This window comes from Pseudaquabacterium rugosum (genome assembly GCF_038066575.1).
Lineage (GTDB): Bacteria > Pseudomonadota > Gammaproteobacteria > Burkholderiales > Burkholderiaceae_C > Pseudaquabacterium > Pseudaquabacterium rugosum.
Genome location: NZ_JBBUTF010000008.1, coordinates 192,132 through 212,214 on the forward strand (window position 1 = coordinate 192,132; position 20,083 = coordinate 212,214).

The 20,083-nt window shown below is 74.1% G+C and carries 15 protein-coding genes; 7 read left to right on the forward strand and 8 right to left on the reverse strand.

Features of this window, described 5'->3' with window-relative positions; translation table 11 throughout:
• Nucleotides 1–90: 90 nt before the first annotated feature.
• Nucleotides 91–2,085: an MBL fold metallo-hydrolase gene (locus tag AACH11_RS10900; protein WP_341374250.1), complete on the forward strand. Its 1,995-nt coding sequence runs from the start codon at nucleotides 91–93 to the stop codon at nucleotides 2,083–2,085.
• 132 nt (nucleotides 2,086–2,217) lie between these two features.
• Here AACH11_RS10900 and prsT (AACH11_RS10905) read toward each other — a convergent pair whose 3' ends face one another.
• From prsT (AACH11_RS10905) to AACH11_RS10925, 5 genes are all read right to left on the reverse strand, one after another.
• A complete protein-coding gene (gene prsT / locus AACH11_RS10905; RefSeq protein WP_341374251.1) occupies nucleotides 2,218–5,034 on the reverse strand; it encodes an XrtA/PEP-CTERM system TPR-repeat protein PrsT in 2,817 nt (938 codons plus the stop codon).
• Between the two features lie 49 nt (nucleotides 5,035–5,083).
• Nucleotides 5,084–7,816: an XrtA/PEP-CTERM system TPR-repeat protein PrsT gene (gene prsT / locus AACH11_RS10910; RefSeq protein ID WP_341374252.1), complete on the reverse strand. Its 2,733-nt coding sequence runs from the start codon at nucleotides 7,814–7,816 to the stop codon at nucleotides 5,084–5,086.
• A 157-nt stretch (nucleotides 7,817–7,973) separates the two neighbouring features.
• A complete protein-coding gene (locus AACH11_RS10915; RefSeq protein ID WP_341374253.1) occupies nucleotides 7,974–9,341 on the reverse strand; it encodes a sensor histidine kinase in 1,368 nt (455 codons plus the stop codon).
• A gap of 22 nt (nucleotides 9,342–9,363) precedes the next feature.
• A complete protein-coding gene (locus AACH11_RS10920; protein ID WP_341374254.1) occupies nucleotides 9,364–10,152 on the reverse strand; it encodes a response regulator transcription factor in 789 nt (262 codons plus the stop codon).
• Between the two features lie 22 nt (nucleotides 10,153–10,174).
• On the reverse strand, nucleotides 10,175–10,483 hold the full coding sequence (locus AACH11_RS10925; protein ID WP_341374255.1) for an antibiotic biosynthesis monooxygenase family protein: 309 nt from the start codon (nucleotides 10,481–10,483) through the stop codon (nucleotides 10,175–10,177).
• Nucleotides 10,484–10,715: 232 nt separating this feature from the next.
• On the opposite strand from AACH11_RS10925, the gene AACH11_RS10930 reads away from it, so the two are divergent.
• The 6 genes from AACH11_RS10930 to AACH11_RS10955 all read left to right on the forward strand — a co-directional run bounded on the left by AACH11_RS10930 (nucleotide 10,716) and on the right by AACH11_RS10955 (nucleotide 17,089).
• Nucleotides 10,716–11,846 carry an ABC transporter ATP-binding protein gene (locus tag AACH11_RS10930; protein WP_341374256.1) on the forward strand — a complete coding sequence of 377 codons (1,131 nt, stop codon included), beginning with the start codon at nucleotides 10,716–10,718 and terminating at the stop codon, nucleotides 11,844–11,846.
• Between the two features lie 80 nt (nucleotides 11,847–11,926).
• Entirely contained in the window at nucleotides 11,927–13,237 is a 1,311-nt protein-coding gene (locus tag AACH11_RS10935; protein WP_341374257.1) for an ABC transporter substrate-binding protein, read from the forward strand.
• A gap of 137 nt (nucleotides 13,238–13,374) precedes the next feature.
• Nucleotides 13,375–14,262, forward strand: a complete 888-nt coding sequence (locus AACH11_RS10940; RefSeq protein WP_341374258.1) for an ABC transporter permease — start codon at nucleotides 13,375–13,377, stop codon at nucleotides 14,260–14,262.
• Nucleotides 14,262–15,194 (forward strand): ABC transporter permease, encoded by a 933-nt coding sequence (locus AACH11_RS10945; RefSeq protein ID WP_341374259.1) that lies wholly within the window; start codon nucleotides 14,262–14,264, stop codon nucleotides 15,192–15,194. Before AACH11_RS10940 ends, AACH11_RS10945 begins: the two co-directional genes overlap by 1 nt.
• Before the next feature lie 136 nt (nucleotides 15,195–15,330).
• Nucleotides 15,331–16,074: a GntR family transcriptional regulator gene (locus AACH11_RS10950; protein ID WP_341374260.1), complete on the forward strand. Its 744-nt coding sequence runs from the start codon at nucleotides 15,331–15,333 to the stop codon at nucleotides 16,072–16,074.
• Nucleotides 16,075–16,213: 139 nt separating this feature from the next.
• Nucleotides 16,214–17,089: an aspartate/glutamate racemase family protein gene (locus AACH11_RS10955; protein WP_341374261.1), complete on the forward strand. Its 876-nt coding sequence runs from the start codon at nucleotides 16,214–16,216 to the stop codon at nucleotides 17,087–17,089.
• Nucleotides 17,090–17,187: 98 nt separating this feature from the next.
• Here AACH11_RS10955 and AACH11_RS10960 read toward each other — a convergent pair whose 3' ends face one another.
• The 3 genes from AACH11_RS10960 to AACH11_RS10970 form a co-directional block, all read right to left on the reverse strand.
• Nucleotides 17,188–18,435 (reverse strand): type II toxin-antitoxin system HipA family toxin, encoded by a 1,248-nt coding sequence (locus AACH11_RS10960; protein ID WP_341374262.1) that lies wholly within the window; start codon nucleotides 18,433–18,435, stop codon nucleotides 17,188–17,190.
• On the reverse strand, nucleotides 18,432–18,761 hold the full coding sequence (locus AACH11_RS10965) for a helix-turn-helix transcriptional regulator (RefSeq protein WP_341374263.1): 330 nt from the start codon (nucleotides 18,759–18,761) through the stop codon (nucleotides 18,432–18,434). Before AACH11_RS10965 ends, AACH11_RS10960 begins: the two co-directional genes overlap by 4 nt.
• A gap of 107 nt (nucleotides 18,762–18,868) precedes the next feature.
• Nucleotides 18,869–20,083: an ABC transporter permease gene (locus tag AACH11_RS10970; RefSeq protein ID WP_341374264.1), complete on the reverse strand. Its 1,215-nt coding sequence runs from the start codon at nucleotides 20,081–20,083 to the stop codon at nucleotides 18,869–18,871.

The window sequence follows — 20,083 nt, forward strand, 5'->3', positions numbered from 1 at the left end:
GACCCGGTGCCCGCTGCCGCTGTTGAGGTCGAGCCCGCAGCAGAGGCCATGCCCGCCGTCGAGGTCGCGCCCGTGCCTGAGCCCGTGCCCGTGGCCAGCCCTGTGACCGTGGCCGTGCCACGCCCGTCCGCGTCGCTGATCCTGCTGCGCCCCGATCCCTCGGGCGCGCCCGGTCTGCAGGTGCTGCTGCTGACGCGCGCCGAGCGCGCCGGCGATCCGAACGGCGGCATGGCGGTGTTTCCCGGCGGCGTCATCGATGCCGTCGATGCGCTGGAGCTGGATCCGGCCGCTCCGGCGCTGCAGGCGTCGTGGGCGTCTTGGGTGACGGATGGGGCTGACGCGGCCGCTGCGCACGTGCCGGCTGCGGATGTGACCGTGGCCGTGGCCGCGATCGCCGCCGCGGATGAGGTGGCGGATCAGGCGGCGGATGATGTGGCGGATCAGGCCGCGGCCGTCCGCCCCGCATCCGCCCACCCCGGCGGGCCGGTGGTGCCGGCCCTGCGCGCGGCGGCCCGGGCCGCGCTGCGCGAATGCGCGGAGGAGTGCGGCCTGTGGCTCGGGCTGCCGTCGCGTCCCGCGCCGGCCTTGTCGCCCGCGCCGGCCATGGTCGATGCGCCCACCACACCCTCCGCCCCCACCACACCCAAGACGCTGGCCCCCGTCGATCCCGCCCGGGCCGAGCCCCTGCGCCGCGCGCTGCTGGCCGGCGCCATCGACGCGCCGTCGGCCTGGCGCACGCTGGGCCTGCGCCCGGCCGTCGAGGCCCTGCACCACGTCGCCCACTGGATCACGCCGGCCGGCGTGTCGCGGCGCTTCGACACCCGCTTCTTCCTTGCCGATGGCCGCACGCTCGGCACGCCGGTGGTCGACGGGCGCGAGATCGTGGGCGCCGCCTGGTGGCGGCCGGCCGATGCGCTGGCGCCCGGCAGCGGGCTGTCGCTGCTGCACGTCACGCGCGTGCTGCTGGGCCAGCTGGCCGATTGCGCCGACGTGGCGGCCGCCTTCGCCTGGGCCGCGTCGCTGCAGCCGGTGCCCTGCACCGAGCCGCGCCGCGCACGCGACGGCGCCGACCGCCCGACCGTCATCAGCCCCGGTCATCCGGCCTGGGCCGAGGTCGGCCGCATCGATCCGGCCGGTCAGTTGCGGGCCCGCGTGGTGCTGCGCGCCGGCGAGCCGGTCTGGCTGTCGCCGCGCGTGCTGCGGGTGACGGCGCCGAACCCGGGGCCGATGACCGGGCCCGGCACCAACAGCTATTTCGTCGGCAGCCCGGACGGCCAGGACTGGGCGCTGATCGATCCCGGCCCGGACGATGCCGCGCACGTGCGCGTCCTGCAGGCGGCCGCTCCCGGCCCGCTGCGCTGGATCCTGGCCACCCACAGCCATGCCGACCACAGCCCCGCCGCCCGGGCGCTGCAGGCCGCCTGCGGTGCGCCGACGGCCGGCCGCCTGGCGCTGCACGCCCAGGGGCAGGACCCGCACTGGCGGCCCGACCGCGTGCTGGCCGACGGCGAGCGCCTGGCGCTGGGCCCGCAGGCCACGCTGCGGGTGCTGCACACGCCGGGCCATGCCAGCAACCACCTGTGCTTCGTGCTGGAGGAGGAGCGGCTGCTGTTCAGCGGCGATCACCTGATGCAGGGCTCGACCGTGGTGATCGCGCCGCCCGACGGCGACATGGCGCAGTACCTGGCCTCGCTGCGGCGTCTGCTCGACGAGCCGCTGGACTGGCTGGCGCCGGCCCACGGCTTCCTGGTCGCCACGCCGCATGCGCTGGCGCGGCGGGTGATCGACCACCGGCTGGCGCGCGAGGCCAAGGTGCTGGCGGCCGTGCGGGCGCTGGCCGCTGCGGCCGCTGCAGTCCCAGCCGCTCCAGCCGCCGAGTCCGGCGGCCGAGATGCCGCCGCCGACGGTCCGTTGCCGGCGCCCGGTGTGGCGACCGAGGACGCGCTGCTGGCGCAGGTCTATGCCGACACGCCGGCCGCCCTGCATCCGGTGGCCCGCCGCTCGCTGCAGGCCCACCTGCTGAAGCTGCAGGCCGAGGGCCGGCTGCGGTCGGCCGGTCCCGCGCGGTGGCAGCCGCTGCCGTGACCGCCGGCGCCTGACTCCGCGACGGACGGAGCCGGCGGCGGGCCCCCGGTGGCGGCGCCCGCGTCCGGTGGCGCCACGGCCCTTGCCCGTCCCCGGTCACCCCGGCGTGGCCGGGGCCGAGGCCGGCCTGGATCAGGCCCCGGTCTGCTGCAGCAGGCGCTGGATCTCGTCGCGTTGCGGCGCCGGCAGACGCTCGCCGAGCTGCTGCAGCGTGCGCAGCTCGCTGCGGGCCTCGGTCTTGGCGCCGGCCTCGACCAGCATGCGGGCCAGTGACAGGCGCAGCATGGCCACCTCGGGCGCGGTCTTCACCGCCAGGCGCTGGCTGTCGAGCGCCTTGTCGCGCAGGCCGGCGGCGGCCTGGCACATCGCCAGCGTGTCGAGCAGCGGGCCGTTGCCCGGCGAGGCACTGACCGCCTTCTCGGCCAGCGCCAGGCCGCTCTTGTCGCCGCGCTTGCACTGCAGGTAGGCCAGGTTGTTCAGCGCCAGCGCGTGCTGGGCCTGGCGCTGCAGCACCGCGCGGTACTGGCGCTCGGCCTCCTCGGGCTTGCCGCCGGCCAGCGCGGCGTCCCCCAGGTGCAGCGTGAAGTTCAGGTCGTCGGCATGGCGGGACTGCCAGTCGGCGGCGAAGCGGTCGGCCTCGGCCGTCTTGCCGGACTTCAGCAGCGCGACGTGGGTGCGGGCGGCCACCATGCCGGCCGCGGCGCCCTGGTTTCCTTGCGTCAGCTGGTTCAGCGCGCGCTGGAAGGCGGCGGCGGCGGCGTCCCAGCGGCCGGCCGCGGCCTGGGCCTCGCCTTCGAGACGCCAGCCCTGGGCGGCGGTCGTGGCCTTCGCCTGCAGCTTGCGTGCGGCCGCCAGCGCGGCCTCGGTCTGGCCCTCGCGCAGCGCCTGGCCGGCCTGGGCCTGCAGCACATCGGGCTGGTCGCGGCCGATCTCGACGGCCTTGGCCAGCGAGGCCTTGGCACCGGTGTCGTTGCCGGCGGCGCGCTGGGCGTCGGCCTGCAGCAGCAGCGGCCGCACGGCGGTCGGCTGCTGGGCGACCAGCTTGCCGAAGGTGGCCGCGGCGGCCTGCGCCTGGTTGGCGGCCAGTTCGGTGCGGCCCAGGCGTTCGAGCAGGCCCGGATTGCCCGGCAGCGCGATCACCGCCGCGCGGGCCGCGGCCAGGGCGGCCGTGGTGTCGCCCAGGCCCAGCAGCATGTCGATCTGCATCTGGCGCGGCAGCACGCTGGCGGGCTCGGCCTTGACCGCCTTGTCCAGCCAGCCGCTGGCCTCGCCCGGCTGGCCGGCGCCCACGGCCACGTCGGCCAGTGCCAGCATCACGGCGGCGTTCTTGGGCTGGCGCTGCTGCAGCAGGTTCAGGCGCTCGCGGGCCTGGCTGGCCTGGCCATCGGCCAGATCCAGCGCGGCCAGACCGGCTACCGACGGCAGGAAGTCGGGGTTGACCTTGAGCGCCGCCGCGTAATGGGTGCGGGCCGCCGCGGCGTTCTTGCGCACGGCCTCGATGCGGCCGCGCACGTGCTCGGGCAGCGGGCTGTCCTTGAGCTTCTCGGCCATGCGGTCGACCTGGCGCAGCGCGCCGGCGGCGTCGCCCGCGCGCAGGCGGGCCTGCACGACGGTGAGATCGATCTCCACGCCCTTGTCGCCCTGGGCGATCTGGCCCAGCTCGTCGAGCGCGCCGGTCGTCTGGTCGCCCCCCAGGCGGCCGAGCGCGCGCGCCAGGCGCAGGCGCGGATCGTCCGGCCGCAGCTGCGCGAGGCGGGCGAAGGCTGCTTCGGCGGCCTTGACGTTGCCGGCCTGCTGCAGCGCACGGCCCTGCAGCAGCAGGGCCTCGGTGTTGGGCGGATCGGCGCTGGTCAGCGGCTCCAGCGTGGCCGCGGCCCGCGCCCCCTGGTTGGCCTGCAGCTGGGCCTGCGCCAGCATCAGGCGGGCGGCGGCCAGCTTGGGCGCGACCTGCACCGCCTTGGCGAAGTGGGCCTCGGCCTGCGCGCTCTCGCGCAGCGCCAGCTGGGCCTGACCGGCCAGCAGCAGGATGCGGGGATTCTCCGGCGCGAGGCGCAGCAGGCTCTGGGTGAGTTCGCGGGCCTTGGCATGGTCGCCGCGGGACTCGGCCAGCACGGCCTGGAAGAAGGCGGTCTCCGGGTGCTTGGGCAGGGCCTTGACCATCGCCGCGACGGCCTTGTCGGCCTCGTCCAGGCGCTGGGTGCCGCTCAGGGTGGTGATGATCGCGCCGTGCACGGCGATCAGGTCGGGCTGCTCGGCCAGGGCGGCGCGCCACTGTGCGAGGGCGGCCTCGTCCTGTCCCTTGGCCGCCAGCAGGTCGCCCTCCAGCGCCAGGGCCTGGGCGAACTTGGGCTGCTGGGCGACCAGGGCCTTGAGGTCCGCCAGCGCGCCGTCGATGTCGCCGCCGTTGGCCTTGAAGCGGGCGGCCAGCAGGCGCGCCGGCCCGTGGTCGGCGCGGGCGGCCAGTGCTTCCTGCACGGCCTGGCGTGCGGCCTCCAGATTGCCGTCCTGGGCGAAGGCGTTGGCCACGCTGGTGCGCAGATCGGCCTGCGCGGCGGGCTCGGCCAGCTGGGTTTCGAGGAACTGGCGGATCACCTCGGCCGGCCGGCCCTGGGCCAGCAGCGACTGCGCCAGCACCGGTGCGGCGGCCTCGGGCGTGGCGCCGTACTCCTGGGCGCGGCGGATTTCGGTCTCGGCGCCCTTGGCATCGCCCAGGCCCAGCAGTGCGCGGGCGAGCACCAGCCGGGCCTCGGCCAGCTGGGGCTTGCCCTGCAGGACGGACTTGGCCTGCTGCTGGGCCTGTTCCCACTGGCGCTGGTCGAGCGCCCCGCGGGCCTTGGTGAGCTGCTGCTCGGCCGATTCACCGCAGCCGGCCAGCAGCAGCAGGGCCGCGCTCAGGCCGATGGCGGCGGTTCGTGGACGCAGGGAAAGGCGAGGGTGGCGCATGGACATGGCGGGCAGCGGAGGCGGCGGGGCCCGCGCCGGGGGGCGCGGGCGGCGGTCACTGGTGGACTTTCTGCAACAGGCGGGAGACTTCGTCCTGGCGGGCGAAGCGCGAGCCCAGGCGGGCCAGTTGCTGCAGCTCCTGGGCGGCAGCGGTCTTGTCGCCGGCCTGCAGCTGCCAGCGGGCCAGCTGCAGGCGCAGGCCCGGATCCTCGGGCGCCAGACGCACGGCCTTCGACTGGGTGTCCGCGGCCTCGCTCCAGCGGCTCTCGGCGGCCAGGCATTCGGCCAGGGTGTCGAGCAGGGCGGGCTGCTCGGGGGCCAGGCTGACGGCGCGGCGGGCCAGCGCGGTGGCGCCCGGCTTCTTCTGCTGCGCCAGCGCCTGGGCCAGGTTGTTGAGCACCAGCGGGCTGTCGGGGGCCAGGCTCTGGGCCTGGCGGTAGAGGGCCTCGGCGGCGGCCGGATCCTGGCGCGCCATCGCCATGTCGCCGAGGTGGACGCGGAAGCCCGGGTCCTTCGGCTGCTGGCGCAGCCAGTCGTCGGCCAGGGCCTTGGCTTCGGCTTCGCGGCCGGCCAGGCTCAGCGCGCGGTGCAGGCGGGCGGCGATCGTGTTGTTCAGGCCGCTGCGTTCGGCCGCCAGGCGCAGGGCCTTGGCGCTGGCGTCCCACTGGTTGGCGGCGGCGGTGATGTCGGCTTCGAGCAGGGCGCCCAGCGGTGAGCGTGGCAGGGCGCCCTGCAGCCGGCGCGCCTGGGCCAGGGCCTCGTCACGCCGGCCCTGTTCGAGGGCGAGCCGCGTGGCGGCCTCGCCGATGGTCGCGTCCTGCGGGAACTGGCCGACCAGGCGCTGCAGCGTGGCCCGTGCAGCCTCGCCGCGGCCGGCGCCGCGCTGGGCCTCGGCCAGCATCAGCTGGGCCTGCGGGCTGGCGTTGCTGCCCAGGCGGCCGAGCGTGGCCAGCGCGGCGCGCGGCTGGCCGAGCGCGAGCTGGGCCCGGCCCTGACGTTCGAGCAGGCCGGGATGGTCGCGCAGCACGACCAGACCGGCCTGCACCGCGTTGAGCGCCGGCTCCGGGCGGCCCAGCGCCAGCAGCAGATCGGCCTGGGCCAGCCGTGCGTCGGCCGAGCGCGGCTCCGCCTTGATCGCCGTCTCCAGCAGCGGCAGCGCGGCCTCGCCCTGCTTCAGCCGGGTCAGCGTGTCGGCCAGCAGCAGCGTGGCCTGCAGATCGCCGGGCTTGCGGCTGAGCAGGGCCTCGAAGCGTTCGCGGGCGAGCTGGCCCTGGCCCGCGGCCAGCTCCAGTTCGCCCAGACGCACGATGGCGGGCATGAAGTCGACATCGTGGGTGAGGGCCTGGCGGTACAGGGCCATCGCGGCCTCGCGCCGGCCTTCGCGCTCGGTCAGGCGGCCGTCGATGTAGGTCGCCAGCGGGCTGTCGGGCTTCTTGGCCTGGATGCGGGCCAGGGTCTGGCGTGCGCCGGCCACGTCCTTGCGCTGCAACTGCGTGGCCAGCAGGGCCAGATCCAGCCGCAGGCCCTCGTCGCGGCCGGCGGCGGCGGCCAGCGCCTGTTCGGCCCCGCTGTCCGGCCCCTGTTCGAGCCGCATCAGCTGGCGGCTGGCCTGGATCAGCCCGTTGTCGGGTGCGATCTGGCTGGCGCGGGCGATCAGGGCGTCGGCCTCGCGCCGCTGACCGAGGGCGCGCCGGGCCTGGGCGGCCAGGGTGAGGGCGGCCGCGTCGCGGCTGTCGGCGCCGATCAGCGGTGCCAGCGTCTCCAGTGCCTCGGCCGGGCGCTGTGTGCGCAGCAGGGCCTGGGCGAGCAAGGCACGGGCGGCGCCGAGCTGCGGTGCGCTCTGCACCGCCTTGGCCAGCAGGGCCTGGGCCTGGGCCGGGGCGCCCAGCTGCAGCTCGGCCTGGCCGGCCAGCATCAGCAGCCGGGCGTTCGGCGGGCTGCCGCGCAGCAGCTGCTGGGTCAGTTCGCGGGTGCGCGGCCACTGGTCGTCCAGGGCGGCGAACGTCGCCTCGAAGAACAGGGTCTGGGGCCGGCCGGGCAGGCGCTGGCGCATCTGCTCGTACTGGGCCCGGGCCGGGCCGCGTTCGCCGCGTGCCAGCAGCGCGGTGATCAATGCGCCATGGGCGGCGGCGGCGTCGGGCTGGCGCTGCAGCGCCTGGCGCCAGCTGGCGATGGCCGGCTCCATGGCGCCGGTCTCGGACTGCAGATCGCCCAGCAGCAACCAGGCCGTGGCCGGGGCGTCGCTGGCCTCGGTCAGCTGGCGGGCCAGCTGCAGGGCCTCGGCATCGCGCCGCTGGGCGCGCAGCACGCGTGCCTGGAGCAGCCGCGCACCGGGTTCGGCGTCCGGGCCCTGGGCCAGCGGGGCCAGCAGGCGCTCGGCATCGCTGACGCGGCCGGTCACCAGCAGCGCTTCGGCGCGCAGCAGCTGCACCCGGCGCAGGGCGGCCGGATCCTCGACCCGGTGGCGGTCGAGCTCGCGCAGCAGGTCCGCGGCCTTGTCCTGCTGCAGCATCAGGCGGCCCAGCAGCGGCAGCGCCTCGGCCGCTGGCCAGCCTTGTTCCAGGGCGCGCCGCAGCTCGACCTCGGCCGCCGCGGTGTCGCCGCTGTCGAGCAGCACGCGGGCCATCCACCAGCGGGCCTCGGCCAGCGTCGGCTGCTGTTGCAGCAGGTCCTTGAGCAGGATGCGCGCGCCGTCGCGGTCCTGGCGCTCGATGCGGCCGCGCACCTCCTGCAGCACGTCGCCGGTGCTCGGGGCGCAGCCTGCGAGCAGCAGGGCCGTGCCCAGCACCGGCCCCCACAGGTGGCGTGTCAGAGGAGAGGCACGCCGCGACGGGCGGCACGTGGCGGGAGTGGGGGGCGGACGGAGGCGGCGCATCGGATCCGTCAGTATCCCGCAGCCCCGAAGGCCCCGCCGTGACGGGTGCCGGGATGCGGGGGGCTGTGCTTCAGGGGGGAGCGGCCGGTGTGCAACCGTGCACGTTGTGCGGTGCGGCGTGGCCGGTCGGTGCGTCCGCGGCCGGGCCGCGCGGCAGGTCCAGCTGCACCCGCAGCCCGCGCGGCGGGTGCGGCAGCAGCTGCAGCCGGGCGCCCAGGCGCCGTGCGAGCTGGTCGGCGATGGCCAGGCCCAGGCCGCTGCCGCCGCGGGCCGCGCCGTCGCCCAGCTGCTGCCAGGGGCGCAACAGCCGTGCGACGTCGTCGGGCGCGATGCCCGGGCCGTCGTCGTCGATCGTCACGCACCATCGGTCGGCGGCGGCCGTCAGGGTGACGTCGGCGCGGCCGCCGTGCCGCAGCGCGTTGCCGACCAGGTTGTCGAGCAGGCGTCGCAGGCTCAGCGGCGGCGCCAGGATCTCGGCGGCAGGCGGGGCCTGCAGCGAGCTCAGGCCGCCGTGCTCGGTCTGGTCGTCGAGCACGGCCTGCAGCAGATCACCGAGGTCGAGCCGGCGGGCGGGCTCGTCCAGTGGGGCGTCGCGCAGCAGCTCCAGCACCTGGCCGATCAGCGCGTCCATGGCCTGCAGATCGGCGATGCAGGCGTCGGTGTCGGGGCGCTCGCGCGGGCTCTCCAGCCGCAGGCGCAGGCGGGTCAGCGGGGTGCGCAGGTCGTGCGAGATCGCGGCCATGGTCAGCGCCCGCGCGCGCAACTGGCGCGAGAGCTGGCGCGCCATCGCGTTGAAGGCGGCCGCGGCGTGGCGCAGCTCGCGGGCGCCCTGGCGGCTGTCCAGGCGCGGCGCGGGATCGGCATCGGGCCGTGCGGCCAGCCGTCGGGCACCGGCCGCCAGCGCGCGCGCCGGCCGCGTCAGCCAGCGGGCACCGCCCCAGGCGAAGCCGGCCAGCAGCAGCGCGCGGATCAGGTAGTCGGCCAGCAGATGCGGCCAGGGCATGGCCGGTGGCGCGGCCGTGGCCGCATCGGCGCTGCGGCCCGACAGGCGCAGCGCCAGCGACTCGATGGCGGGCGTCGGCGGCAGCGAGGGCAGGGCCGGGATGTGCGAGAGCAGGCCGGCGTCGGGCTGGCCCGGGCGGGGGGCGGCGTGCGGGGCGGGTGCCGCCGGCGGGCCGGGCTGAGCCGGCGGCACCACCGGAGCGGGCGGAACAGGCGGCACAGCCCGCCGGGCGTCGGGTGCCGCGCCGGTGGCCGCGTGCGGCGGGGGGGCGGCCGGTCGCGCATGGGGCGAGCCCCAGATCGCATGGGTGATGACCAGCGCGCAGACGTGGCTGAGCACCAGCGCCAGCCACATCCAGAGGAACAGGCGCAGCGCCAGCGTGTCGGCGTGGCGGCGCCAGCGTGCGCGCAGGCGCAGGGCCCGGCGGGCGCTCACGGCCGGCGCTCCGGGGAGGGCCTCAGGCGGCGCCGACGTCGGCGTCGAGCAGATAGCCCTGGCCGCGCAGCGTCTGGATGGCCAGCGGCGGGGCGCCGCCGCAGCGTTCGAGCTTGGCGCGCAGGCGCGAGACGGCCAGATCGATGCTGCGCGAGGAGCTGCCGGCCGCCGGGGCCTCGCCGGCCGACGATTCCGCCAGCAGCCAGTCGCGGCCCAGCACCTGGCGCGGGTGGCGCGCCAGCAGGTCCAGCAGCCGGCACTCGGCGGCCGACAGCGCCAGCAGCGGGCCGTCGGGCCAGGACAGGCTGCGCTGCAGCCGGTCATAGAGCCAGCCGCCGATGCGCAGCCGGGTCGCGTCGCGGCCCGCGCCCGCGCTGCCGTCGGCCACGGCCAGCGGATGACCGGCCGCGCGGCGCAGCAGCGCCTGCAGCCGGGCCACCAGCTCGCGCGGCTCGAAGGGCTTGGCCAGGTAGTCGTCGGCACCCAGCTCCAGGCCGGTGACGCGGCTGGCCGGATCGCCCTGGGCGGTCAGCATCAGCACCGGCAGCGCGTGCCAGTCGGGCTGCTGGCGCAGCCAGCGGCACAGGCTCAGCCCGTCCTCGCCCGGCAGCATCAGGTCCAGCAGCAGGGCGTGCACCGGGCCCTCGGCCAGCGCCTCGCGCAGGCCGCGGCCGTCGGCCACGCTGCGCAGGCGCAGGCCGAAGCGCGGCAGGTAGTCGGCCAGCAGCTCGCGGATCTGCGGGTCGTCGTCGACCAGCAGACAGCAGCGTTCGTGGCCGGCGGCCGGTGCGGGCATCGCGCTGGCGCTCATGGGGGCGGGGGTGCGCGGCGGGTCAGGCCTCGACCGTGGTCAGCAGGTCGAAGTGCTCGACCAGCGGCGGCTGGGCGAAGAAGGGGCCGACGATGGCGCGCCACTCGGCGAAGGCCGGGCTCTGGCGGAAGCCGACGTTGTGGGCCTCGATCGAGCTCCAGCGGATCTGCAGCACATAGCGCTCGGGCGACTCGACGCCCTTGTGGACGGTGGCGCCGAGGAAGCCGTCGGCCTGGCGGATCACGGTGCGCAGGCCGCGGTCGATGGCCTCGTCGAATTCGGCCTGGCGGCCGGGCTGGATGCGGATGTCGGCGATCTCGAGGGTCGTCATGGTGTGGTCACTCCTGGGCGCACGGGCCGGAACCCCCCGGCCGCCGCGGCGCCGGCAGTGTAGGCAGCCGATGTTGCTGGCGCGCTGCGCGGATGCAGGAGCGGCCTGCACCACCTCCGCGCGGGGCGGTCGCCCACGGTGCGTGCATGCCCCGTCCCGGTGCGGATTGCGTACGAAGTGCCGGGTAGATTGCGTACAAAGTCTGGCCCGGCGCTTGCTGATGGTCCGGCTCATGAGCCTCGCCGTCGCTGCCGCCTCCTCCGCCGCCGCCGCTGTCGCGGTCGCCCGTGATCCCGATGCCGCCACGCCGGCCGTCCGGGCGGCCGGGGTCGAACTGGTCGCGCTGAGCAAGCGCTACTCGGCCACCGGCACGCCGGCGGTCGACGGCATCGACCTGCGCATCGCCGAGGGCGGCTACTGCTGCCTGCTCGGCCCCTCGGGCTGCGGCAAGAGCACCACGCTGCGCATGATCGCCGGCCACGAATCGGTCAGCGAGGGCGACATCCTGCTCGGCGGGCGCAACATCACCGACCTGCCGGCCGCCGGCCGGGGCACGGCGATGATGTTCCAGAGCTTCGCCCTGTTCCCGCACCTGAATGCGCTCGACAACGTCGCCTTCAGCCTGAAGATGAAGGGCGTGGCCAAGGCCGAACGCCAGACCCGCGCGCAGGCGCTGCTGGAGCGCGTGGCCCTCGGCCACCTCGCGCAGCGCAAGCCGGCCGAGCTCTCGGGCGGCCAGCAGCAGCGGGTGGCGCTGGCGCGGGCGCTGATCACGCGGCCGCAGGTGCTGCTGCTCGACGAGCCGCTGTCGGCGCTCGATCCCTTCCTGCGCGTGCAGATGCGCGCCGAGCTGCGCCGCTGGCAGCAGACGCTGGGCCTGACCTTCATCCACGTCACCCACTCGCAGGAGGAGGCGATGGCGCTGGCCGACACCATGGTGGTGATGAACCACGGCCGCATCGCGCAGGTGGGCGCGCCGCGCGAGGTCTTCGATCGCCCGGTCAGCGAGTTCGTCGCCCGCTTCATGGGCGGCCACAACGTGCTGGAGGTCGATGGCGCGCGCATCGGCGTGCGCACCGACCGCATGCAGGTGCTGGCCGCCGATGCCCCGGCGGCCGAGGGCTGCGTCGAGCGGCCGGCCACGGTCAGCGACATCGAGTACCAGGGCCCGCACGTGCTGCTGGGCCTGCGCTGCGCGGCGGCCGTGCCCGCGCCCGGCGCCACCACCGCCGACGGCGCCGCCCCGCTGGCCGACGTGCAGGTGATGGTGCCCGAGCCGGTGTGGCTGCAGGCCCCGCTGCAGCCCGGTCAGGCCGTGCGCCTGGCCTGGCGGCCCGAGCACGCGCGCCCGCTGGCCGCCTGAGGACCGTCTCCGCATTCCCCCGGTTTCTTCCGTCCAGCACCGACGAAGGTGCGTGATCCATCCCACAGGAGTTCCTGCGCATGTCCGACGATCTGCAATCCGCCCGCCCGTCGACCCCGGCCGCCACCGCGACCGAGGCCGACACCGCCGCGCTGTCGCGCCGCGGCCTGATCAAGGGCACGGCCGGCATCCTGGCCAGCGGCATCTTCCCGGCGGTCCACGCGGCCGATCCGATCGTGCTGCGCTACCTCGGCACCGCGGTCAACCAGGACAAGAAGATCGCCGAGAAGTTCAAGGCCGACACCGGCATCACCATCCAGTACGTGGCGGTGACCACCGACGACGTCACCAAGCGCGCGGTGACCGCGCCCAACAGCTTCGACCTGATCGACACCGAGTACTTCTCGCTGAAGAAGATCGTGCCGACCGGCAACCTCAGGGGCATCGACAGCAAGCGCATCAAGCACGCGGACAAGATCACCCCGCTGTTCACCAAGGGCGAGATCGGCGGCAGGAAGGTCGGTGACCAGGGCACGGCGCCGAAGAAGGTGATGTACCTGGAAGGCGAGAAGAGCAAGGTCTTCGCCACATCGCCGACCCCGTTCATGAGCCTGATTCCGACGGTCTACAACGCCGACACCCTCGGCATCCGTCCGGACCTGATCAAGCGCCCGATCAGCAGCTGGGCCGAGCTGCTGAACCCCGAGTTCAAGGGCAAGGCCGCGATCCTCAACATCCCGTCGATCGGCATCATGGATGCGGCGATGGTGGTCGAGGCCATGGGCCTGTACAAGTACCCCGACAAGGGGAACATGACCAAGAAGGAGATCGACCTCACCATCAAGACGTTGATCGAGGCCAAGAAGGCCGGCCAGTTCCGCGCGCTGTGGAAGGACTTCAACGAGTCGGTCAACCTGATGGCCTCGGGTGAGGTGGTGATCCAGTCGATGTGGAGCCCGGCCGTGACCGCCGTGCGCACCAAGGGCATCGCCTGCAACTTCCAGCCGCTGAAGGAAGGCTACCGCGCCTGGGCCGCCGGCTTCGGCCTGCCGGCCACGCTGAGCGGCCGCAAGCTCGACGGCGCCTACGAGTTCATCAACTGGTTCCTCGACGGCTGGGCCGGCGCCTACCTGAACCGCCAGGGCTACTACAGCGCCGTGCTGGAGACCGCCAAGTCCAAGATGGAGGCCTACGAGTGGGCCTACTGGATGGAAGGCAAGGCCGCTTCGCAGGACATCAAGAGCCCGAATGGCGACGTGCTGGCCAAGGCCGGCGCGGTGCGCGACGGCGGCAGCTACGAGCAGCGCATGGGCGGCATCGCCTGCTGGAACGCGCTGATGGACGAGAACACCTACATGGTCCAGAAGTGGAACGAGTTCGTCGCGGCGTGAGCTAGCCCACCCCCGCAGCGGGCAAGCCCGCTCCCCCTCAAGGGGGCGCCGCTGGCGGCCCGGCAAAGCCGGTTCCGCGGCGGCTGCCGGGTCGGGTTTCCGCGTGCGCAAAGTCGCTCGTCCATTCATTGATCACCATGCAACGCACAGCCTCCGCCTGGCTGCAGGCCACGCCGATGTCGGTGGTGTTCCTGCTGTTCTTCCTCGTGCCCCTCGGTCTCGTGCTGATGGTCAGCTTCTGGGACTTCAACGAGTACGAGCTGCTGCCGGACTTCAGCGGCAAGCAGTACCTGGCCGTGTTCGAGGGCTGCGGCCCGGCGGCCACGGCCGAGCGCGGCGGCGAGCTGTGCACCACGCTGAAGACCTATCTGTCGACGCTGCAGTTCTGCGTGCTGGTGTGGGCCTGCACGCTGGTGATCGGCTTCGCGGTCGCCTATTTCCTGGCCTTCCACGTGCGGAGCCCCGGCCTGCAGACGGCGCTGTTCGTGCTGTGCACGATCCCGTTCTGGACCAGCAACGTCATCCGCATGATCTCGTGGGTGCCGCTGCTGGGCCGCCACGGCCTGGTCAACCAGTCGCTGCTGGCCACCGGTCTGGTGCAGGAGCCGGTCGAGTGGCTGCTGTTCTCCGACTTCTCGGTCGTCATGGCCTTCGTGCACCTGTACACGATGTTCATGATCGTGCCGATCTTCAACTCGATGATGCGCATCGACCGCAGCCTGCTGGAGGCCGCCAGCGACTGCGGCGCCAGCGCCTGGCAGACGCTGTGGCAGGTGGTGGTGCCGCTGTCGCGCACCGGCATCGTCATCGGCTCGATCTTCGTCATCACCATCGTGATGGGCGACTTCGTCACCATCGGCGTGATGGGCGGCCAGCAGATCGCCTCGGTCGGCAAGATGATCCAGGTGCAGACCAGCTACCTGCAGTTCCCGCTGGCCGCGGCCAATGCCGTGATCCTGCTGGCGGTGGTGATGATGATCATCTGGGCGCTGACCCGCCTGGTCGACCTGCGCAAGGAGCTGTGATGGGCACCGCACCGTCTTCCGTGCCGGCTGCCGCCGCGCCCGCCCGGGCGCGCCGCTGGCGCGAGCCGCGCAAGCCCGGCTTCTGGCCGCTGGCGCTGTTCTTCACCTTGTTCGTCGTGTTTCTCTACGGCCCGATGGCGGTCATCGTCACGCTCAGCTTCCAGGGGCCCGAGGGCGGGCTGACCTTCCCGATGCGCGGCGTCTCGCTGCACTGGTTCGGCCAGCTGGCCGAGGGACTGGGCGTGGTCGACATCGGCGCGGCGCTGTGGCGCTCGCTGGGCCTGGGGGCCGCGGTGATGGCGCTGACCGTGCTGTGCGCGGTGCCCGCCGGCCTGGCGCTGCGCAAGCCGATGCGCGGCGCGGGCGCGCTGTTCTACACCGCGGTGGCCAGCCTGATCATGCCGTCGATCATCGTCTCGCTGGGCATCGGGCTGGAGTTCCGCCTGCTCGACGGGCTGATCAAGGCCGTGCTGGAGCGCCTGGGCATGACGGCCGAACTGGAGAGCTACGGCACCGCGCTCGGCCTCTACACCTCGGCCCTCGGCGCCCACCTGAGCTGGACCCTGCCCTTCGGCCTGCTGATCATGCTGGCCGTCTTCAACCGCTTCGACCGGGCCTGGGAAGAGGCCGCACGCGACCTCGGCGCCAGCCCCTGGCAGGGCTTCTGGCACGTCGTGCTGCCCATCATCGGGCCGTCGGTGGTCGGCATCGCCATGTTCGGCTTCACGCTGAGCTGGGACGAGATCGCCCGCACCTCGCAGGCCATCGGCGACGTCAACACGCTGCCGCTGGAACTGCAGGGCCTGACCACCACCGTCACCACGCCGGCCATCTACGCGCTGGGCACGGTGACGATGGCGGTGTCGTTCAGCGTGATGGGCCTGACGCTGGCGGCCGGGCGCTGGATGGCGCGCCGGCGCCGCGGCGGCTGAGGCTGCGCTGGGGCTGCGCGGGGGCGACCCCGCGCCCGTGGCGCCTGGCCCGTGGCCGCGCCGGTGCGTCCCCCTGCGGCATCATGCCCGTCCGATCCGCCTTCCTCCGCCCGTCCACCGCGTCCATCCGACCGCCATGCCCGCTGCGTCCACCGATCCTGCCGCCGAGCCGTCCGCGTCCGCCCCGAGCGCCGCGCCGCTGACCGAGCAGGCCATGTACGAGCGCATCGTCGCCGCCGTCCTCGACCGCCGCCTGCCGCCGGGCACCAAGCTGGTCGAGGACAAGCTGGCCCAGGCCTTCGGCGTCTCGCGCACGCGGGTGCGGCCGGTGCTGGTGCGGCTGGCCAACGAGCGCATCGTCACCCTGTCGCCCAACCGCGGCGCCACCGTCGCCCAGCCGACGGCGCAGGAGGCGCTGGAGGTGTTCGAGGTGCGCCAGCTGATCGAGCCCACGCTGGTCGACTACTGCATCGCCCGCGCCGACGCGCTGGCCATCGACGCGCTGGAGCGCAACATCGATGATGAGGAGCAGGCGCGCGGCGCCGGCGACCTGCGCCGGGCGATCCGCCTGTCGGGCGAGTTCCACCACCTGATTGCCCAGGCCGCCGGCCACCAGACGCTGGGCCGCATCCTGCACGAGCTGGTCTCGCGCACGTCGCTGGTGCTGATGAGCTACGGTCGCGGCCCGGCCGAGGGCGATGCCGCGGCCTGCGGCTGCGGCGAGCACCGCGCGCTGCTGCAGGCCATCCGCAAGCGCCAGAGCGCCCGCGCGCAGAAGCTGATGCGCGAGCACCTGGCCCATCTGCAGGAGCAACTGCAGCTGCCCGGCGGCGGCGAGGGCGACGCGCCCGACCTGTCGGCGCTGCTGGCCGCGCCGTAGCGGGTGGGGTGCGGCCTGCGCCTTGACCCGAACGGCCCCCGCACGGCCCCCGCACGCCACCCGCCCGGGCGCTGACCGCCGCGTCGGCCTGCACGCCGGCATCCCCGTCCGCCCGATTCTTCCGCTTCCAACCCCCGCCATGACCGCCGCGCGCGACCTGCTGATCCTCAATCCGAACACCAGCACCGGCGTCAGCCACCTGCTGGCCGGCGCCGCGCAGGACGCGGCCGCCCGGGCCGGCCTGGGCCCCGTGCGCGTCGAGGTGCTGACCGCCCGCTTCGGCGCCCCTTACATCGCCTGCGAGGCCAGCTACGCGGTGGCCGGCCACGCGGTGCTGGACCTGTGGGCCGCGCACCGCGCGTCGCCGGAACACTGCGCCACGCCCGCCGACCCTGCGGATCCCGCCGACCGCACGCATCCCGCGGATGCCGCCACCTCGTGGCAGCCGCCCGCACCCGATGCCATCCTGATCGGCTGCTTCGGCGACCCCGGCCTGCACGCGCTGCGCGAGGTGGCCGGCGTGCCGGTCACCGGCCTGGCCGAGGCCGCCTTCACCGAGGCCGCTCGCCTGGGCCGCTATGCGGTGGTGACCGGCGGCACGCGCTGGGCGCCGATGCTGCAGCGCCTGGCCGCCGGCCTGGGCCTGGCCGACGGCCTGCGCGGCATCCACACCGTGGCCCCCAGCGGCGCCCAGCTGGCGGCCGACCGTACCGCGGCCATCGCGCTGCTGACGGAGGCCTGCCGCGCCGCGGTGGCGCAGGCCCGCGCCCGCGACGGCACCGACGCGCTGCAGGCGCTGATCCTGGGCGGCGCCGGCCTGGCCGGCCTGGCCGCCGAGATCCAGCCGGCGCTGGATCTGCCGCTGATCTGCAGCGTGGAGGCGGGGGTGAGGCAGGCGGTGGGGCGGGCGGATGCGGTGCGTGGCGCAGCGAAAACGTCCGCGGAGCCGGGGCTGTGGTGTGCGCTGGCTGGCGTCTCGACCGAACTGACGGCCTGGGCGCGGCCCACGGCATGAGCCGGCGCCTGTCGGCACGGTCGTCGAACAGGCGGGGTGAGCGCTGAAAAGCGGCGACCTCCGCGGTACTGAACTGCCCCCCGGAAGTTGGACAAACTTCAAGGGCTCAACCACTCGTGCTCGAAGACCCTGGCCCAGTCGTCAGGGCGCGTGTCGGGGAGGCGTTCGCTGTGCGCGATGAACACGCGACGCCAATGGCCGCGGACGTGGGCCAGTGTCCTGTCGACCACCGCCATCGCCTGAGCCTCTTCCAGGCCGGCCAGCTGCTGGCCTGCCGCCAGCAGATTGACGCGTGTCGCGGCCCGTGACGGCCTGTGCCGGGTGATGTCCATCTTGAACGCCGGGACCCCCGCTCGTTCAAAGAACGGCAGTACGTCGTACAGAGGGGACAGTGCCCACTCCCCGAGTCCGACCTGAAGCAGGCTGGTGTTCCACGGGTGGTCATCGGTGTTGCCGACCACCGCGTTCAGCACGACGCGGGCATAGAGCTCCTGGGCGTCACCCGGGCGCTTGAGCTTGGAGCGAAGCTTCACGTAGCTGCGCCTGGCGTCCTCGACGTCGGAGCCGGGCATCAAGTCCAGCGCGGTGGCGGCGCTGACGCAGTGGTGGACGATGCCCTGCGAACCGACGCCCCGGTCGAATCGGTCGATGCTCAGTGCGGGCGCGTCGTTGATGCACTCGACCCGGTGGGCGGGGACCCGCAAGCCGAGTTCCGCCGCCAAGGTCAGTGCGGTGGCTTCGGCCACCACGGTGTCGGCGCGCTCCGAAGGCTGCGCGAACTTCAGCAGCACGGCCCTGGGCGCCGCGCCGTGGCCCGGGTCCACGTAGAGCGACACCTTGGGGCGCTCGCCGCCCATCGCGCCGGATGACGAGTCCCTTGAAGCGTGCGCCAGCGAGGCCTTCGTGACCGATTTCAGCGCGTCGGTGAGGGCGTCGAACGCATCCGGCTTGTCGTCGAGATGGCCGACGAACAAGGCGCCGAATCCGTCTGCAGGCGCGTAGAGCAGCCGCTCCCACCAACCCCAGGGCTCATCGCTCCGTGCCGCATCCGACCCGAGCAATGTGCCCGCCCGCTTCCTCAGCGCGTCCAGCGACCAGCCTGACAACGCGACGTCGCAGAAGACCGGGAACGGCACGGAGCCCACCCGGGTGAACGCCGCGCGCTGCTTGTTGCGGATGACCGAGGGGTCCAGTTCCCACGCGGCCGGCCCCCGGGCGAGATAGTCCGCGTCGTAGAGGAACTCCCAGCGCGTGTCTTCCTGGGTCAGTTCGCCCACGCGCACGGGCTGGCGTTGCTGCGTCCGCGGATCCACGATCCATCGGTAGACCGGTGCGCGACGCGTCACGGCGCGGTCTTCCTGCGGCGCGAGCCGATGCGAGAGAGCTTGTTCCGCGCGGCCTCCTGGTACGCGAGGTCCTGCGCGGCCGAGGCCAGCGCGGACTGCAGGCTCGTGTCATCGAGCGCCCAGAGACATCGGGCCAGGTCCACCAGCCGCGACGAGAGGGCCCCGGCTTCGATGGCCATCACCGTTTGCCGGCTCATCTCCGCACGCTCGGCCAGTTCGGCCTGCGTCAGGCCCCGCGCCAGGCGCATCACGCGCACACGCAAGCCCACCTCAGCCACGAACTGGGTGACTTCGTACGGCTCGGCGGCAGGATCTCGGCTTTTCATGAAGTCGCCAATCATAGACTTCACGCCGCTTCATGTCGCCTCATGCCGACATGAAGCCAGAATTCGCCTGGCGCGGCGCGCGGCTTGAACCGGGCGCGCCGGTTGCCTCACTCATGCCTCAACGCATCAATCGGATCCAACCTCGCCGCCCGCCTCGCCGGGAAGTAGCCGAAGACGATGCCGATGCCGGCCGAGAACAGGAAGGCCAGGATGTTGATGCCGGGGTCGAACAGGTAGGGCAGGCCCATCAGCTGGCCCAGCAGCATGCCGGCGCCGGCGGCCAGGGCCAGGCCGATCAGCCCGCCGAGGGCGGCCAGCACCACGGCCTCGACCAGGAACTGCAGCAGCACCTCGCGTTCGAGGGCGCCGATGGCCAGGCGGATGCCGATCTCGCGCGTGCGCTCGGTGACGCTGACCAGCATGATGTTCATGATGCCGATGCCGCCGACCAGCAGGCTGACCGCGGCCACCGCGCCCAGCAGCGCGGTCAGGATCTCGGTCGTGCCCGACAGGGTCTGCGCCAGCTGCTGGGTGTCGAGCACGTTGAAGTTGTCGTCGTCGGCCGGGCCGAGCTTGCGGCGCTCGCGCAGCAGGTCGCTGACGGCCTGCTTGACGCGGGCGGTGTCGCTGCCCTCGCGCATGCTGACCAGGATGGTGCCCACGCGGGTGGTGCCGGTGACGCGGCGCTGCAGCGTGTGCAGCGGCAGCAGCGCCATGTCGTCCTGGTCGTTGCCCATCGCGCCCTGGCCCTTGCCGGCCAGCAGGCCGATGACCTCGCAGCTGAAGCTCTTGATGCGCAGGCGCTGGCCGAGCGGGCTCTCGCTCGTGCCGTAGAGCTCGCGCCGCAGCGTGCTGCCGATGATGCAGACGGCCGCGCCGGCCTGCAGTTCGGCCTCGCTGAAGGTGCGGCCCTCTGCCAGCGTCCAGCTGCCGGCCTGCAGCCAATCGTTGGTGCTGCCGGTGACGGTGGTGCTCCAGTTGCGGCCGTTGGCCACCACGGTGACCGAGCTGCGCGCCTCGGGCGCAGCCACGCTGACGCCGCCGATCTGGGTGGCGATGGCCTCGACGTCGGCCTCCTTGAAGGACGGCGCACCGGCGCCGCCGAGCGCGGGCGGGCCCATGCGCTGGCCCGGGCGCACCTGCAGCAGGTTGGTGCCCAGGCTGGCGATCTGCTGTTGCACGGCCTGGGTGGCGCCGCGGCCCAGCGTCACCATGGTGATGACGGCGGCCACGCCGATGACGATGCCGAGCATCGTGAGAAAGCTGCGCAGCAGGTTGCGACGGACCTCGCGCAGTGCCAGCAGCAGGGTGTTGAGCAGCAT